The 16,494-nt window shown below is 40.6% G+C and carries 12 protein-coding genes and 1 pseudogene; 6 read left to right on the forward strand and 7 right to left on the reverse strand.

The features are described 5' to 3' along the window. Positions 1–64: 64 nt before the first annotated feature. Together GLO7428_RS09985 and GLO7428_RS09990 are read left to right on the forward strand one after the other, a co-directional pair. Positions 65–940, forward strand: coding sequence for an SDR family oxidoreductase (locus GLO7428_RS09985; protein ID WP_015188441.1), 876 nt, complete (start codon positions 65–67; stop codon positions 938–940). A 137-nt stretch (positions 941–1,077) separates the two neighbouring features. Continuing rightward, a complete protein-coding gene (locus GLO7428_RS09990) occupies positions 1,078–1,731 on the forward strand; it encodes a molybdenum cofactor guanylyltransferase (RefSeq protein ID WP_015188442.1) in 654 nt (217 codons plus the stop codon). A gap of 58 nt (positions 1,732–1,789) precedes the next feature. On the opposite strand, the gene GLO7428_RS25970 is transcribed toward GLO7428_RS09990, so the two are convergent. After that, complete coding sequence (locus GLO7428_RS25970) at positions 1,790–4,507, reverse strand: EAL domain-containing protein (RefSeq protein ID WP_015188443.1); 2,718 nt, start codon at positions 4,505–4,507, stop codon at positions 1,790–1,792. Positions 4,508–4,812: 305 nt separating this feature from the next. On the opposite strand from GLO7428_RS25970, the gene GLO7428_RS10000 reads away from it, so the two are divergent. Next, positions 4,813–5,001 carry a CsbD family protein gene (locus tag GLO7428_RS10000; protein WP_015188444.1) on the forward strand — a complete coding sequence of 63 codons (189 nt, stop codon included), beginning with the start codon at positions 4,813–4,815 and terminating at the stop codon, positions 4,999–5,001. A gap of 77 nt (positions 5,002–5,078) precedes the next feature. Here the strand turns inward: GLO7428_RS10000 and GLO7428_RS10005 are convergent, their stop codons facing one another. After that, complete coding sequence (locus GLO7428_RS10005) at positions 5,079–5,849, reverse strand: MOSC domain-containing protein (protein WP_015188445.1); 771 nt, start codon at positions 5,847–5,849, stop codon at positions 5,079–5,081. Positions 5,850–5,972: 123 nt separating this feature from the next. On the opposite strand from GLO7428_RS10005, the gene GLO7428_RS10010 reads away from it, so the two are divergent. Together GLO7428_RS10010 and GLO7428_RS10015 are read left to right on the forward strand one after the other, a co-directional pair. Then, entirely contained in the window at positions 5,973–6,353 is a 381-nt protein-coding gene (locus GLO7428_RS10010) for a hypothetical protein (RefSeq protein WP_015188446.1), read from the forward strand. A gap of 110 nt (positions 6,354–6,463) precedes the next feature. Continuing rightward, positions 6,464–7,348 carry an alpha/beta fold hydrolase gene (locus GLO7428_RS10015; protein WP_015188447.1) on the forward strand — a complete coding sequence of 295 codons (885 nt, stop codon included), beginning with the start codon at positions 6,464–6,466 and terminating at the stop codon, positions 7,346–7,348. 240 nt (positions 7,349–7,588) lie between these two features. On the opposite strand, the gene GLO7428_RS10020 is transcribed toward GLO7428_RS10015, so the two are convergent. The 4 genes and pseudogenes from GLO7428_RS10020 to GLO7428_RS10035 form a co-directional block, all read right to left on the reverse strand. Continuing rightward, entirely contained in the window at positions 7,589–11,086 is a 3,498-nt protein-coding gene (locus tag GLO7428_RS10020) for a PAS domain S-box protein (RefSeq protein WP_015188448.1), read from the reverse strand. Between the two features lie 166 nt (positions 11,087–11,252). Further along, a complete protein-coding gene (locus tag GLO7428_RS10025) occupies positions 11,253–11,591 on the reverse strand; it encodes a DUF4870 domain-containing protein (RefSeq protein ID WP_015188449.1) in 339 nt (112 codons plus the stop codon). Between the two features lie 21 nt (positions 11,592–11,612). Next, positions 11,613–12,038 carry a hypothetical protein gene (locus tag GLO7428_RS10030; RefSeq protein WP_015188450.1) on the reverse strand — a complete coding sequence of 142 codons (426 nt, stop codon included), beginning with the start codon at positions 12,036–12,038 and terminating at the stop codon, positions 11,613–11,615. 71 nt (positions 12,039–12,109) lie between these two features. Then, positions 12,110–13,949 (reverse strand): annotated as a pseudogene (locus GLO7428_RS10035) (ABC transporter ATP-binding protein). Between the two features lie 411 nt (positions 13,950–14,360). On the opposite strand from GLO7428_RS10035, the gene GLO7428_RS10040 reads away from it, so the two are divergent. Continuing rightward, positions 14,361–15,413, forward strand: coding sequence for a trans-acting enoyl reductase family protein (locus GLO7428_RS10040; protein ID WP_015188451.1), 1,053 nt, complete (start codon positions 14,361–14,363; stop codon positions 15,411–15,413). A gap of 47 nt (positions 15,414–15,460) precedes the next feature. On the opposite strand, the gene GLO7428_RS10045 is transcribed toward GLO7428_RS10040, so the two are convergent. Then, positions 15,461–16,447 carry a glycosyltransferase gene (locus GLO7428_RS10045; RefSeq protein ID WP_015188452.1) on the reverse strand — a complete coding sequence of 329 codons (987 nt, stop codon included), beginning with the start codon at positions 16,445–16,447 and terminating at the stop codon, positions 15,461–15,463. Between the last annotated feature and the right edge of the window lie 47 nt (positions 16,448–16,494).

The raw sequence follows: 16,494 nt of genomic DNA on the forward strand, positions 1-16,494 counted from the left end.
TTTAAACTTGGGATTAGGAATTATTGGCGACTATCTACTATCAAACTTCAGGGACAATGCTGCTATGTTTCTAGTCACAGGTGCAACAGGACAAATTGGGCGGAGAGTAGTCAGATTGCTGCGACAACAGGGATTACCTGTACGTGCTTTTGTTCGGCTTAATTCTCGCTATGGAGAGTTGGAACACCGAGGGGCAGATATTTTTATTGGTGATTTGCGCCAAGAGAAGGATATTCAAAAAGCTTGTCAAGGAGTGCAGTACATTATTAGTACGCATGGTTCGGATGGCGATGCTTTAGCACTAGATTACCGCGCCAACATCGAATTAATTGACCACGCGCAAGCACAACAGGTGCGACACTTTGTCTTTATTTCGGTATTGGGTGCAGATCGTGGCTATGAAGATGCTCCCACATTCAAAGCCAAACGCGCAGTCGAACAATATCTCCAAGCGAGTGGTTTAAATTATACGATTTTTCGCCCTGCTGGATTATCATCGAATCTGCTATCACTTGCTGAACGATTTCGCCAAACACGAATGTATTTATTGATAGGCGATCCCAAAAATCGCACTTCAATTGTCAGTACAGACGATTTAGCGCAAATGGTGGTGAAGTCGGTTTCGGTTGGCGGCGCAAAAAACCAAATCTTACCCGTAGGAGGACCAGAAATTTTACAGCGTGAAGACATTCCCCACATTTTTGGTCGCGTTTTTAATCAAGAACCAATCATTATTAATCCACCCTTATTTGTTGTCGATGGTTTTCGTACCGTATTAGGGTTACTCAATCCTCCAGTTCAGAAGACTTTAGGAACCTTTCGCACTTTGCTTGCTAACGAGTTTTTCTGTACGCATGATGAAATTGCACACCTAGAATCAGTGTTTAATTTGAAATTAGAAACTTTAGAGAGTTTTCTCCGCCGCTATTTGGCGGTTTAGGTTAATCAGTGTGTAGACGTAATTAAATGGGTAATGAGAAAGCATTTAGCAATTCTCCCATAAGCTAATCGCTACTTATTACCAATTACCAACTTTTTAGTGATGTTCATTTTTACCCACTTACTGAGTAGATACAAATGACATTTTCAAACGCGATACACTCGCTTAGTGCAATAGTCTTAGCTGGTGGGAAAAGTTCGCGGATGGGCGAAGATAAAGCTTTGCTACCGATTCAAGGAGTCCCACTGTTAAAACGCGTGTGTGATGTCGCTAGCAGCTTGTGCAATTTAGTTTATATTGTCACGCCTACACCTGAGAAATATCAACATTTATCCCTGAACAACTGCCAATTTGTGCGTGAAGTTCCACTTTCGCAAGAAAATCTAAGTACACCAACTTCAACTAAAGTCACTTTACCACTCCCACATGGTCCGTTAGTTGGTTTTGCACAGGGACTTGCGGTGGTGCAAACCGATTGGGTATTATTACTTGCTTGCGATTTACCAAAACTGCAAATAGAGGTACTGCAAAATTGGGTAGAAGAGTTAGAAAATGTTCCTGAAGATGCGATCGCTGCTTTACCGCGTCAGGACAAGGGTTGGGACCCGTTGTGTGGCTTCTACCGCCGTAGTTGTTTACCTGTATTGAATGCTTTTATTACCCAAGGCGGGCGATCGTTTCAAGCTTGGCTTGTACAACACCCTGTACGCGTTTTATCTTTACCGAATGCAGAAATGCTTTTCAACTGCAATACACCTGAGGATTTGGCTTTGGTAGATGATACTCGGTGACAGGTAATTGGTAATAGGTAGCGAATGTTCTTCTCAGTTACCAGCCTTGTTTGAGATATTAAATTAACGGTTTGGGTTTAGCGATTCCGTATCCTTGCGCATAATCTACGGGCAATTTTCGCAGCTTTTCTTGAATAGCTTCGTTTTCGACAAATTCTGCGATTGTTTGTAGTTCCATGACTGTCGCAACGCGGCTAATTGCTTCTACCATACTGTAGGCGATCGCATCTTGGACGATATCTCTTACTAAAGAACCATCTATTTTTAGGTAATCGACTGGTAAGCTTTTTAAGTACGCAAACGAAGACATTCCACTCCCAAAATCATCTAACGCGAAGTAACAACCAAGATTTTTAAGTTTTTGAATAAATCCTACCGCTTGACTTAAATTAGCGATCGCTAATGTTTCGGTAATCTCAAAACAAATACTTGATGGTGGAATTTGATAGTATGCAAATTGAGCTTGCACAAAATCAATAAAACTGTCATCGTTGATACTTGCGCCTGAAAGATTCACCGCGTAAATTGTATTCTCTTCGGCTTGCGATTGTGCTAGGTGTGCAAACAACGTAGAAATTACCCAACGATCAATCAGATGCATCAAGTTATAACGTTCAGCGGCTGGAATAAAAGCCATTGGCGGGACAATTTGACCATTCTCATCTTTTAAACGCAACAGAATTTCGTAATGTTGTTGATGATTTTCCCCGATTAATGGGGCAATTTCTTGATAAAATAAGCAGAAACGATTTTCTTCTAATGCTTTAGGAATTTGCGATACCCATTGCATCTCGCCTCGTTGCTGGGCTATTTCGCGATCGTTCGGTCGATAAACATTAATTCGATTGCGCCCTTTATTTTTCGCTGCATAACAAGCCGCATCCGCAGCGCTTAAAACGCTCCCTAAATCAGGAGTATCTGCATTAATAGCAACAAGCCCAATACTCGCACTAACTGAAAAAACTTTCTCTTTCCATATAAATGGGAAATCATTCAGTTGTTGTCGTAGGGCTTCGGTAATTCGAGTAGCTTGTTCTAAAGAACATTGATAAAAAATGATGCCAAACTCATCGCCGCCTAAACGTGCTAAAACATCCGTTTTGCGTAATCGATTTTGAAATAAAGTACTGACTTGGCGTAGCAGATGATCTCCCGCTACATGACCACAAGTATCATTAATAATTTTAAATTGATCGACATCTAAATAACACAGTGCATGGTTTATACCTTCATTTTTTGCACTATTTAAAGCATTTACCAAACATTGCTCAAATTCGCGACGATTAACTAGCCCAGTTAGCGAATCATGACTTGCTTGCCAAGATAGACGTTGTTCGCTTTCGCGCAGCGCTGTCTCAACTTTCTTACGGTCAGTAATATTTCTTACTACAATACAAAAAGCATCTTTTTCGTTATACAAAATTTGAATTGCACTTGCTTCAACATCAACTAAAGAACCATCCTGGCACTGATATTTGTATTCGCGTGTTAGATTGTAATCTTTGACTAAAATTTGCTGGAGATCGTCCTCAATTTGTTCGCGATCGCCGACAATAATATCATACAGCGTAAGTTTTAAAATTTCCGTTGCCTGATAACCTAATAAAGTTTGTAACGCCACATTAGCTTCTAGTATAATCTTACTTTGTGCATCAATTAAAAAAATACCTTCAGAAGCTTGGGTGACAACTGCGCGATAACGTTCTTCGCGTTCTTGTCGCTCAAATCGTAATAAAATTAATCGTTCTAATAAGGGTAATGTTACTCCAGCAAAAATTAATCCAATTAAAATTAATAACAATAAAAGATAACGAAGACTGTTGATTCCTTGTAAGTAGATAGTTCGGGGTTTATCTGTACGTAGAATTGCGACAGGCTTATTGTCTAGATCTGTTAGTAGAATATAGCCAGCAATTAGGCGATCGCTGATTGGGCGAATAAAAATTCTTTGCGTTTGAGAAAGTGATGCTAAAGCTATCTGAAAATCTGGAGGTAATACGCGATCCAGGCTATGTAATGTGAGATTTAAACGGCTTTTTTTAGCTAGCTTGGCAATTTTTGTATTATTAAGATAGCGCCCAAAAACTAAGGTTCCGCGAATTGGACCTTCACCTTTACTATTGATAATCGGTCGTGAAGCGATCAGCATTGGACCTTGAGGTAGGGCAATGACTCCTGATATACTACTATTAACATTAGAATGTTGTAATAAGTACTGGCGGGTAGCAATATATTGATTTAATGATTTTGGTATACCTATTTTTTGGTTTGTTGTTAAATCAAATTCTGCGCTATAAACAATGTGATTTTTAGCATTAAGAAAGACTGCGGCGTTAATCTGGACATTTTGGATTGATTCTGGAGTGATATTAACTTCAATGTATTCTTTATTACTATCTTGCACGAATTGATACGTGTCATCCCACATTGCCCAGTCGGTTACGCGTAGGCTAAAATCTACCTGCGATTGCGCAAAAGTATCTAAAAATCCTTCAACGTTTTGGTAGGTATCTTCAATTTCAACGTTCTCCAAGCTTCTCAGTAAAATAGTGGCGGCAGTAGCATATAATACAGTTGCTAAAGTTGCGATCGCACTACAAAATAAGATTCTTGCTTGCCACCGTAAACTACAAGATTTACGTTGTGCAGGCTTATTTAAGCCACTATTGTTATCATCTGCCCGTTTTGCTTGCTTCCCTAATTGATTGAAACAATTTTTCGATTGAGGATTTGAATTCGATTGTGTTGTCGAGGAATGCCAGCGAGAAGAGGACATGATATAAACTCAGTTTCTCTACTTTAGAGTTGAAAGCTAAAAATTGCTTGTTCTTACTGTTCCCGTAAAATTACTAATACACACCTTGAATAAGTATTTTTTATATGAAATACATAGTTAATAAAGTGAGCTAGTATTTTTCACTGATTAACCGTAAGTTTACTGAGAAAACCTCTTACAGATATCATCTCTGAGCGCATTTTTTTATTCAACTACGAAAAATATAACTAATGAGAGATGCCAATCTTCAGTAAATACTTTAAGTTAATAATCGAGTAAATCAAGGCAATTTTAAGGAGATAATTATGAGTATTGAAAACCGCGCCGAAGCTGTTGCTAAAAATGTCGAAGGCAAGCTTCAAGAAGCTGTCAGTGAAATTACGGGTAGCACAAAAGACAAAGCTGAAGGTCAAGCCAAGCAAGAAGAAGCCGCAGCAATGCACGCAATCGAAGACGCTAAAGATGCAGTAAAGGATACGATTGACAAAGTGTAATTCGATTACAAATAGAAAATTGTATCCAGCAGACATGACGTTTGCTGGATTTTGTCATGTGGACGATCAATGCGATATTACATATCTAAAGGTTGCAAGCGATCGCCAATCGCGATTGTACCGCTAGTAAAGACTTTAGCAAGAACTCCTGTTTGCTTGTGATGAAAATGCTGTTGTAGTAAAGAAAGTAGTGGTAAATCTTGCTGACCTGTTTTAGGATTTACATTAATGTTTAAACAGCGATTGATCGGGGCAGTCACTTCGATTTGTGCAGAACCTAATTGAAAGTGTTGTCCTATCCAATCAAATTCTGTCCAGGCTGGTATACCTTCAACGACAATATTAGGACGAAAGCGCTGCACATCTACTCGCTGTTTAGCGATATCGCTGATTTGGTCTAACGTTGCTTGATTGATGATCGATATGTGTACTGTGTGGCGATCGGGGTAGCGCGTTTTTCCATCGTTTTCACCAACTAACCGTAACGGCGATTTCACATCCGTTGCAAGATAGCCAGTAAAAAATGAACTGATTAAGTTGCGTTCCCCTGAATTGTTTGTTTTAGCTGCAAGTAATTCGCGATCTTTGTACTTAATCGTTAATAATGTGGTTTGAAAATCGTAGTGACAATTCAAAGCTGCTAATGCAGGAAGATCGCATTGCATCGCAAAATTACGCTTGTGCATCCACGGAACAACATCATCGGAAGATGCAGAATTATCATACATCAACGCAAAAGCGCGATCGCCTATAACTCCATGTCCCGCTTGCAAGTTCACTTGCGTTTCGGCTTGCGGCGTTAGCCCTTTGATTGGATGAACGAATAACTCTGTAATAATACTTGACATCTTGCTTTTACAAATCTTTATAAAGACTACTTTGTATAAATCTCTATCCCACTACTCTTAACAGAGTACTGCTAAACCGTGTAAGCTTAATTTCGACTTCAAGAACGATAGTGGAGAGTCTCAATGAAGCGATCGTGGTTGCAAAGAATTAAACTGCGGCAGATTGTTACTGTTTTTCTCGTTGCATTGGCATTTATGGTGAGTACAGCGATGCAAGTACAAGCTGAACCTGTTACACCCGAAGCAACTTCGTATCAAGTTGACCGCGTAGATAGCCAGGGGCGTCCTAAGGCTGAAAAACTAAGAGAAGAAGCTGAAAAAGCTGAAAAACTTTTAGAAGAAGAAGGCTACAAATCAGCAACTAAAACTGCGGCTGAAAAAGCTCAAGACAACAACAAAGGTTTCTTTGAAAATATCAAAGAGAAACTTAACCTCGATGAACCAATCGACCCTGGTACAAAGCAAGCTGCTGAACAACTTAAAGAAGCTGTTACAGGAGAGTAACGACATTATTTGTAGCTAGATTGTACGTTGTTATCTATTTTATATTGGTAGTAGTAAGCTGATGCTTTTATCAGGACTACTACCTTATTTTTTTAAAGCACTAATTTAGCATGAAGATTGATTTTAATGATTTAAGTAATCAACTCACAGAATCAACGTCAATTGAGCTTGCAAAAAGTATTAAATTTCAGGCGATCGCAACTCCATTTGCACAAGCAATTACTACAGCTTATGTTCATCAAGGTAACGGCGGTCATCCGATTTTACTGTTGCATGGATTTGATAGTTCTGTATTAGAATTTCGTCGTTTGCTACCGTTGTTAGCTGCTCAGAATCAAACTTGGGCTGTTGATTTATTAGGTTTTGGCTTTACTGAAAGAATTGAAAATCTCGCTTTAAGCCCAAGTGCGATTAAAACACATTTATATTGTTTCTGGGAAGCTTTAATCGCTCAACCGATGATTTTAGTTGGTGCGTCGATGGGAGGTGCAGCGGCGATTGATTTTACGCTAAACTATCCAGAAGTTGTACAAAAATTAGTATTAATAGATAGTGCCGGATTTACCGCTGGTTCGGCGATGGGAAAACTCATGTTTCCACCACTGGATCGACTGGCGACAGAGTTTTTACGCAATCCAAGAGTACGTAATAGTATTAGTCGGGCTGCGTATAAAAATAAAAGTTTAGCTTCAGTTGACGCGCAATTATGTGCGGCATTACATTTGAATATGCCTGGCTGGAATCAAGCTTTAATTGCTTTTACCAAAAGTGGTGGTTACACTTCTTTTAAAGAAAAGCTAGCGCAAATTGAGCAACCAACGCTGATTTTGTGGGGAGAAGACGATCGCATTTTAGGAATTAAAGATGCTGAGAAGTTTCAGCAAGCGATTCCTCATAGTAAACTTGTTTGGATTAAAGACTGCGGTCATGTACCGCATCTTGAACAACCGCAGATTGCTGCGGAACATATTCTTAGATTTTGTCAACCTGAATAATTATGATGTCAATGAGACACGATAATGGGGGCTTTGCGAATGAATTCGCGCCTGGATAAACAAAGCCCACCTGCGTGGGCTATATAGGTAACAGATACATCTCAGTGTGCGCAAGTACACTTTGTTTTAGTAGCTCCGAAGGAAGTTGAAGAAGGATGCTACCAACCGGATGAATTAGCACAAAAGGTTAATCAAGTAAAGATTTTCCAGCAAGTAATGACGCTGATCTTAACTCAAGATTTATGATTTTTTGCTTAGTAGATTAACAATGGTTGCTAACAATTTAGCAGGTTCGACGGGTTTTGCTAAATGTCGGTTGAATCCAGCGGCGATCGCAGCTTGTTGATCGGTTTCGCCTGCATAAGCTGTTAGCGCGATCGCGAGTATCGATCCTCCTTGATCGGGTGGTAAAGTTCTAATTTGCCGCATTAATGTATAACCATCCATATTAGGCATTCCAATATCGCTAATCAGAATCTGATATTGCGGTAATTCTAAAACTTCGCTTGCTGATGCAGCAGCAGTGACTTGCGCGCCGTATTGTTCTAGAGTTACAACGAGTAACTCGCGCATATCTGCTTCGTCATCAACGATTAAGGCGCGTATTCCCAATAGCGGTAAATCAGAGTCATTATAATGAATGCGATCGCCTGAATTTTCATCAACAATTTCAGATTCGGGAAGTGGTAGTGTAACGCTAAACGTTGCGCCTTGTCCTTCACCTTGACTATCAGCTTTCACTGTACCGCCGTGTAATTCGACTAAATGACGGACAATAGCAAGTCCTAATCCTAATCCACCAAATTTTCGCGTAATGCTACTATCAGCTTGGCGGAAGTAATCAAACACGTGAGGAAGAAATTCAGGTGCAATTCCTTTACCAGTGTCGCTGACTTGAATTTGCACAGAAGAAGATGCTAATTTTTCTAACTTGACCTCTACGCGCCCGCCATGAGGAGTAAACTTGACTGCATTCGTGAGAAGATTCCACACAATTTGCTGTAACCGTGCAGCATCTCCAGCGATCTGAAATTCAGAATAACGCGCGGAATCTTCAATAATCAGTTGTAAGTGAATCGCTTTTTCTTCCGCTGCGAGTCGTACCGTTTCTAAAGCGGCTTCGGCAATTGTCACTAAATTAACTTGCGTGATATTTAAACTCAGCTTACCGCGTAAAATGCGCGAGATATCTAGTAAATCTTCAATGAGGCGTGTTTGCAATTGGGCGTTGCGCTCGATTGTTTGCAAAGCCTTGCGCGTTGTATTTTCATCAAATTGACGAGTGAGAAGAAGTTTTGCCCAACCCAAAATCGGATTGAGCGGCGATCGCAATTCGTGCGAGAGTACCGCTAGAAATTCATCTTTGATGCGATTCGCGGCTTCGGCTTGCGATCTTGCCGTACGTTCGCGTTCGACGGCGCGATCGCGTTCTTCTAAAGCAATTTTTTGATCGTGAATATCAGTACACGAACCAAACCAGCGAATAATTTGTCCCGTATCATCGTGTAAAGGAAACGCCCTACCTAAAAACCAGCGGTATTCGCCATCAAAGCGGCGAAAGCGATATTCAATTTCGTAATTTTTCCCTGTTCGCAAAGACTCATGCCAAACTTCCCAACTGCGTTGTTGATCGTCAGGATGCAACACGTGATTCCAGCCAGCACCTTTCGTTTCTTCCAACGTCAAACCTGTGTAATCGTACCAGCGTTGGTTGTAGTATTCATGGTAGCCATCAGGGAGTGTTGTCCAAAATAACTGTGGCATTGTATCTGCCAGCATCCGATAATTTAGTTCGCTTTCGCGGAGTGCAACTTCTGTATGTTTGCGATCGCTGATATCCAGATTCACGCCAATCATGCGGATTGGTTGCCCAAAATTATCGTAGAAAAAGCGACTTTTCGCCGCAATCCAGCGTATTTCCCCTGTTTGGGCGTGAAAAATCCGAAAATCGCCTTGCCACTCTTCGCCGCGAGTTTGCATTTTCTCTTGCAAACTTTGCTCAATCCGTACAATGTCTTCTGGGTGAACTTGTTGTTGCCAGTGTTCGTAAGTACCGCCAAAGCTACCAGGAGTTAACCCATAGAGAATTTCTAGCTGTTGCGTCCAAACAATATCTCCATTGACAATATCCCAAATAAAAGCACCAATTTGCCCTGCTTGTTGCGACAGTTGCAACCAATCTTGACTTTTCGCTAAAGATTCTTCAGCTTGACGGCGTTCGGTAACATCGCGACTGACAACAAGTACCGATTCAACTGAACCGTCTGGTGCAAACTCTGGAATGAATATCGAGTAAAAGTACCATGTTTTAGAAGCAAGAGGAAAGTTAAATTCTAATATTTGCTGCTCGCGTGTCTGCAAAACTTCGGCGATCGCCTTTTCCCAAGTCTTAGTATATATTTCTGGCATCCCGATTTCAGCATTGGTTTTGCCGATAAATCGTTGCGTAGGAATACCCGTAATGCGTTCCGCAGCGGGACTAATATAAAGATAGCGAAAGTCTTTGCTGTAGCGACAAATCACATCAGGAGTATTTGATAAAATCGTTGTTAGCTGTCTTTCGCGTTCTGCGAGTGCGGCGGCTTGTTGCTTGCGTTGCGTAATTTCCTGAACAACAATATTGATCCCTAGAATGCGATCGTTAATATCGCGTAGTGGGTAGTAACTTACTAGCCAGTCGCGCTCAATTCCTGGCTGCGCTGGGGTAGTACCACGTACTTCAGCATCTAAAATGGGTACTCCCGTTTGAATTACTTGCGCAAACAACTTTGCTTGCACTTCACCTATTTCGGGTAAAAGTTCCTCAACAGATTTACCGATATGTTCTGCTGCGGGGATACCATTAATTTCTGCTAGGCGATCGTTGACACGTACATAGCGTAGATTGGTATCTAAAAAGCAAAGTCCAACCGGCGCAGAGGTGTAAATTGCTTCAATTTCTTTAAGTTGTCGTTGTACTGTTTCCTCGCTTTGATCTAACGCTTCTTCGGTTTGCTTGCGTTCATCAATATTTTCGAGAAGCATCATTCCTGCGACAATTTCCTGCTGTTCATTACGCACAGGTACGATTTGCACAGCGTAAGCATGACCGCAAAAAGCTATTTCGGTAACGACTTCTTGTCCTGCAAGCGTTGCACGATACAACGGCTCAATTTCTGTACAAGTTTTTGGCGGTAATACATCCCAAATCGTTTTACCTTCCAATGTTTCTTGGTTAAAGCCCATGCTGGCTATTTCTTGACCCTCGCATAGCTCGTAACGTAAATTATCGTCAAATAAGAAGACAGCAGCTTTGGGGAGATTGCGTGCTAAAGTGCGATAGAGTGCCGTATCTTTAGTGGACTTTATCAAAGTAAGTTCGCGGGCGATTCCATAAAATAATCCTGGTTCCGCCTCAAAACGGACAGTCCATCCTAACTCTTTATACGAACTGTCACGACAAAGGTAGCGATTCTCAAAGTAGCCTGTCCGTTGATCGCTTGTTTGAATTTGAGCGATCGCCGCCTTTGTCACAGCGCGATCTTCAGGATGAACCAATTCTATAAATTTTTGCTCTAGCAGTTCCCCATTTGCAAACCCTAATGTCTTACTAAAAGCTGGATTTACCTTTTTGAAAGTACCATCCCAGCTAACGACACACAGCAGACCCGTAGAAAGTTCAAAGAAAATTGCGGTATCTACCACTACAGAATCCTGTTCGCTTGCTTGATTTTGCTGTGTTGATGGGACAGGCTGCATTCTGCCGAATTGTCCTTTAGAATCAATGGATACTTAGTATAGCGATCTTAAATCATTATCTCTTTTTTAGGTATTTTCCGATTTGTTTTTTCAAAGCCTGACAACTTCAATAAGTTTACGACCTATGATCTTATCAGCTTCACTTATATAAACAGACTATTTGCAACTATAGAAAATGCCATATTAAAGGATAGCGATACGGCTTATTTACATTTTTCACCGCATAAATAGTAGCAATCAATGGCATAATAAAGCTGATAATAGCGAGGAAAAAGAGCAAGAAAACACCAATACCTTCTACTAAGATAAGTATTGAGCTAATAACACCACAAATAATTATATTAATCGTAAAATTAATGGCTTCTTTAGCATTGCCGCGCACAATTGGGTCATGAGTTGCTAGCAAAATTACAATCGGGACAAGAACTGGAATGACAACAGCGTTAAGAATTAAAGCAGCGTGACTTAATCCAGAAAGAAGTTTTCTTTTATCGGTGTCATTCATAATATTTTAAGGCGCTCAGTTTTAGGATATTTGTTTAGATAAATCTTGCTCCAGTCGCTCTAATAAAGTATTAACATCAGTTGCTAATTGGGCATAACAAATAGGCGGTGCAGGTTCTGGTTCATAATGTATTAGCTTAATTTGTTCGCTACCAATGCCAATAATTAGAACTTCTTTTTCAGGTTGATGATTATCAACAATACCTAGAATTTCTTGAATTTGGTTTTCTACATTATCATTCAAGGTTTCAATTGCCGACTTTGGACAATACACAAAATGCGGTTGTGGCTTTAAATTAATTCCTAACGTTCCTTGACTATCGCCATTTTCTAGCCATAATCCCCAAGACAAAGCTGCGAGTTGTTGCTGATTTACTTTAGCAAATTGATCTAGTTGACGTCGCCAAGTGTTTTCTTGAGAATGAGGTTGAGGGCTACCAAAAAACATAAGCAATTCAAAATTTAGAGACTGGTAATGGGTAATCGGTAATTGGTAATTGAGGGACTATGCAAAATAGTTTACTTTAACCCTGATTGTACTCGCCAAAGGCTGGTATAGATGCCTTGTTGGTCGATAAGTTCTTCGTGAGTACCTTTCTCAACTAACTTACCGTATTCCATAACGTAGATACAATCAGCATTACGCACAGTAGATAGCCGATGTGCGATTACCTATGGTACGCTACGCGAACGCAATCGTTGTACGATTCATCGTAATTTTCTCAAGCGATCGCTGAATCGCAGCTTCAGTTTCATTATCTACTGCGGAAGTTGCTTCATCCAAAATCAAAATTGGAGGATTTTTCAGAACCGCGCGGGCGATTGCAATTCTTTGTCTTTGTCCTCCCGATAACTTTTGTCCGCGTTCGCCAACGATGGTATCGTAATCTTGAGGAAGTTGCATAATAAATTCATGCGCTTCGGCAATGGTAGCAGCATGGACAATTTCGGCGGGGGTTGCGTCGAAACTACCATAGGCAATATTTTCGGCGACTGTGCCGTGAAACAAAAACACATCTTGGCTAACTAACCCAATCGCGCGACGCAAATCGTCAAATCTCAAATCGCGTAACTCAATGCCATCAAGCGTAATACTCCCCGATCGCACTTCATACAACCGCAACAAGAGTTTTACCAAAGTACTCTTACCCGAACCGGTAGAACCGACAATTGCGATCGTTTTTCCCGCCGGAACCGACAATGATAAGTTTTCAATAACCGAATCGCGTCCATTATAAGCAAAGGTAACATGGTGCAATTCAATCTCACCTCGTACCTTCTCCACAGGAAGCGCCACATCTCCAGTATGAATCGCCACTGGAGTATCGAGTAAATTCATCACGCGACTTGTGGAAGCCATCGCGCGTTGATACTGATCAAACGTTTCGCCTAATCGCGTTAAAGGCCATAACAATCGCTGAATCAAAAACACCAATACGCTGTAAGTTCCGACAGTAATTGTACCTTGCACCGCCGCCAAACCACCGTAGAGCAATAATGCGGTAAAGCCTGCCAAAATAATCATGCGAATCAGTGGCACAAACGCCGCAGAAAGTGCGTTCACGAAGTGTGCGCTTTGCGCATTCGCCTTTCTATTACTTTGACGATAAGCATGACTTTCTTCTTGTACCCGTTGGGCTTCGTAGTCTTCTGCAACAAAGCTTTTAATTGTCAACATTCCTGACAAATTATTTGCAAGACGCGAATTGAGAAAACCCACTTTCTCACGCACATCTGCATAACGCGGCGCTAACAATCGTTGAAACGCCACCGAACCCCAAAGAATAAATGGCATAGGAAGCATTGCCATCCAAGCTACACTCGGAGCCATAATAAAGAAAGCACCCGCCATCACAACCACTGTTGTTGTCACTTGAATTAAATCATTCGCACCAATATCTAAAAAGCGTTCTAACTGGTTGATATCATCACTTAAGATTGACATCAAACCGCCTGTACTGCGTTCTTCAAAATAAGCTAATTCTAATTCTTGTAAATGTTGATAAGTATCTAAACGCAAATCGTGTTGAATTGTTTGAGCTAAATTTCGCCATTGTCGGGAATGAGCATATTCAAAAAGCGACTCAAAAATCCAAAGAATAACAGTTAGAATAGAAAGAATAATAAATTGTGCATAAACATCTTGTACACCCCAACGAGCAATGATTGAATCTTGCTGATTGACAACGACATCAACAGCAATACCAATTAAAGCAGGTGGTGCTAAATCAAATACTTTATTTAACACTGAATACAGCGATGCCAACCAAATTTGACCGCGATATTGACGAGTGTATTCGAGTAAGCGATAGAGAGGATATTGACGACGATTTCTTTGACTGTACTTTTGTTTCGACACTAAAACCACCTTGCTAGTACACAGATTAGTTAATTAATTTAATAATTTATTTCTTCAATTAATAATTTGTCGCTCTACTAATTAAGCTTTGCCACCTTTTTAATAATAGGTATACCTCTCATCAATTCTCCTCCCTTTCTGTTAGCGCTGTATTCTCTGCGCACTCTGTGGTAGCCTACGACAAGCCCTTCGGGTTCGCAGTCGCTTCAAGTCGGCAAAGCCGCCCAACGCGCTGCTCACCGCTATGCGTCTACGTTTAAAAACAATACTTTCTTTTTAAGATTTAATTATAATTTCATTTCTTCTTACAAGACCAACCAATAATGAAAAATCATGCTAATGGTTGATTCCCACTAATATTAAATAACCACACAATTGTAGTGCTTTTAAAAGAGGATATCCTTTTCACAAATGTCATCATTCTTGCTATACGGTGCAAACGGTTACACTGGAGAACTCATCGCGCGATTGGCAGTCCAAAAAGGGCTAACGCCAATTCTTGCAGGGCGTAATCCTCAAAAAATAGCACCATTAGCGACAGAACTAGGACTAGAGTATTGTACATTCACCCTAGAGGATACCGCCGCTGTTGACGAAGCGTTAGCCGACGTACCAGTTGTTTTAAACTGTGCAGGTCCTTTTTCGCAAACAGCAAAACCGCTCGTTGCCGGATGTTTACGCAAGAAGACGCATTATTTAGACATTACCGGAGAAGTTGCCGTATTTGAAGCGATCGCCTCTCAAACTTCCCTAGCCCAAACCGCAGAGGTTATGCTACTTCCTGGTGTAGGTTTTGATGTTGTTCCTTCCGATTGTCTCGCTGCGCATCTCAAAACTCGACTTCCCAACGCAACACAACTTACCCTTGCATTTCAAGCACTAGGCAAAATTTCACGCGGAACAGCAATAACAATGGTCGAAGCCCAAGGTAAAGGCGGTTTAGTACGCCGTAATGGAGTTCTCACTTTTGTTCCCGCAGCCTGGAAAACGCGAACAATTGATTTTGGCAACGGCGCAGTTACCGCTGTAACAATTCCCTGGGGAGATGTATCTACTGCTTTTTACAGTACAGGTATTCCTAACATTGAAGTTTACGCCGCCTTTCCCACACCAGTGCGCATAGGAATGGTTGCAACGCGCTATCTCGGTGGATTACTAAGCCTACCACCCGTGCAAAACCTACAAAAACGTTTGATTCAAAATCAGTTACCAGGACCTAGTGAAATAGAACGCACTCAAGGAGCAAGTATACTGTGGGGAGAAGTTACAGACGACGCTGGTAAAACTGCAACATCACGTCTGCAATGTCCTGAAGGTTACACGTTAACAACAGTGACAGCCGTAGAAGTTGTTTCGAGAGTTCTTGCAGGACGATTTCACCCTGGATTTCAAACACCATCGCTAGTTTATGGTGCAGACTTCATTTTAGATTTTGATGGAGTTGTGCGTGAAGATTTGAATTAACTTGGTAATGGGTAATTGGTAATTGGGAGTATAATTAATTCAAAAAATCAAAACTTATTTTTTAGCTTATTTAATACTCGCTGGATTCTTAGTTGTACTATACGTGTAGTTGTTAAGTCTTGAATATTACTAGATAAGTGTTTTTTACAATCAAAAAACTCGTTGATATCCTCTAAAATGGTTTGCAAGCGTTTTAGAATATTTTGAGTTCGATATTCTGCAAAAAATGATTCAGGTAGTGTAACCGCTGCTGATGTTCCTATTGCTTTTAAAATCCTTTTAATATCATAATCTTGCGCATACCCAGCAATCTTATAGCAGTTGAAACCTGGATCTAAGTAATCAGAAAGTCCACCATTAATACTAGAGAAAACTTGACAACCACACGCCATAGCTTCCATTGGTTGCAGTCCAAAGCCCTCGCTAACACCTTGTGTTGCCCAATATTCAGCCGAGTCATAAAGATAAACCTTAGCACGATTGAATAATCCTGCTAAATCTTCTACATAAGAATCAACAACAACAACATTACATTGCTGTTTTAAGGCGGGAATTAGTTGCTGTAGTAGATAATGCGAAGACTTTCGGGCTTGAACTAAGACATCAATATCACGTTCTATGTGTAAATTTTGAAACTCTTCAGATATTTGATTGGGTAAATAGTAAATTAACGAATTGGGTGCATATTGTCCCCAATATCCCATTGTGTTTCGGCTAACTGTAATAATTGGAATACTTGCAGGCAACTTGAATGCGTAACCTGTACTATGAGCATGATAAACAACGTTATAAGCTGCTAGTTTACGCGCAAGTTTTGGAATATCAAATCCCCAACTAATCACAAAAATTACATCATCTAAGTTTTTTTGTAATAAATCATCGAGAAACAGCGTATCTTTTTCTTTTTGGCGGTATGTGACAACTTCTGCGTGACACACCTGCTTTACCAAGTGCAAGGTTTTTAACTCCGCCCAAAGTCCACCACACGCAAATTTACCACCTGTTCCTGGAACCAAAAAATACACTCTCATCATCTCTCCCTCACTCCTCGATTAGGGATAATTGGCAGTAAGCTATTCTA

It is taken from the genome of Gloeocapsa sp. PCC 7428, from assembly GCF_000317555.1.
GTDB lineage: Bacteria > Cyanobacteriota > Cyanobacteriia > Cyanobacteriales > Chroococcidiopsidaceae > Chroogloeocystis.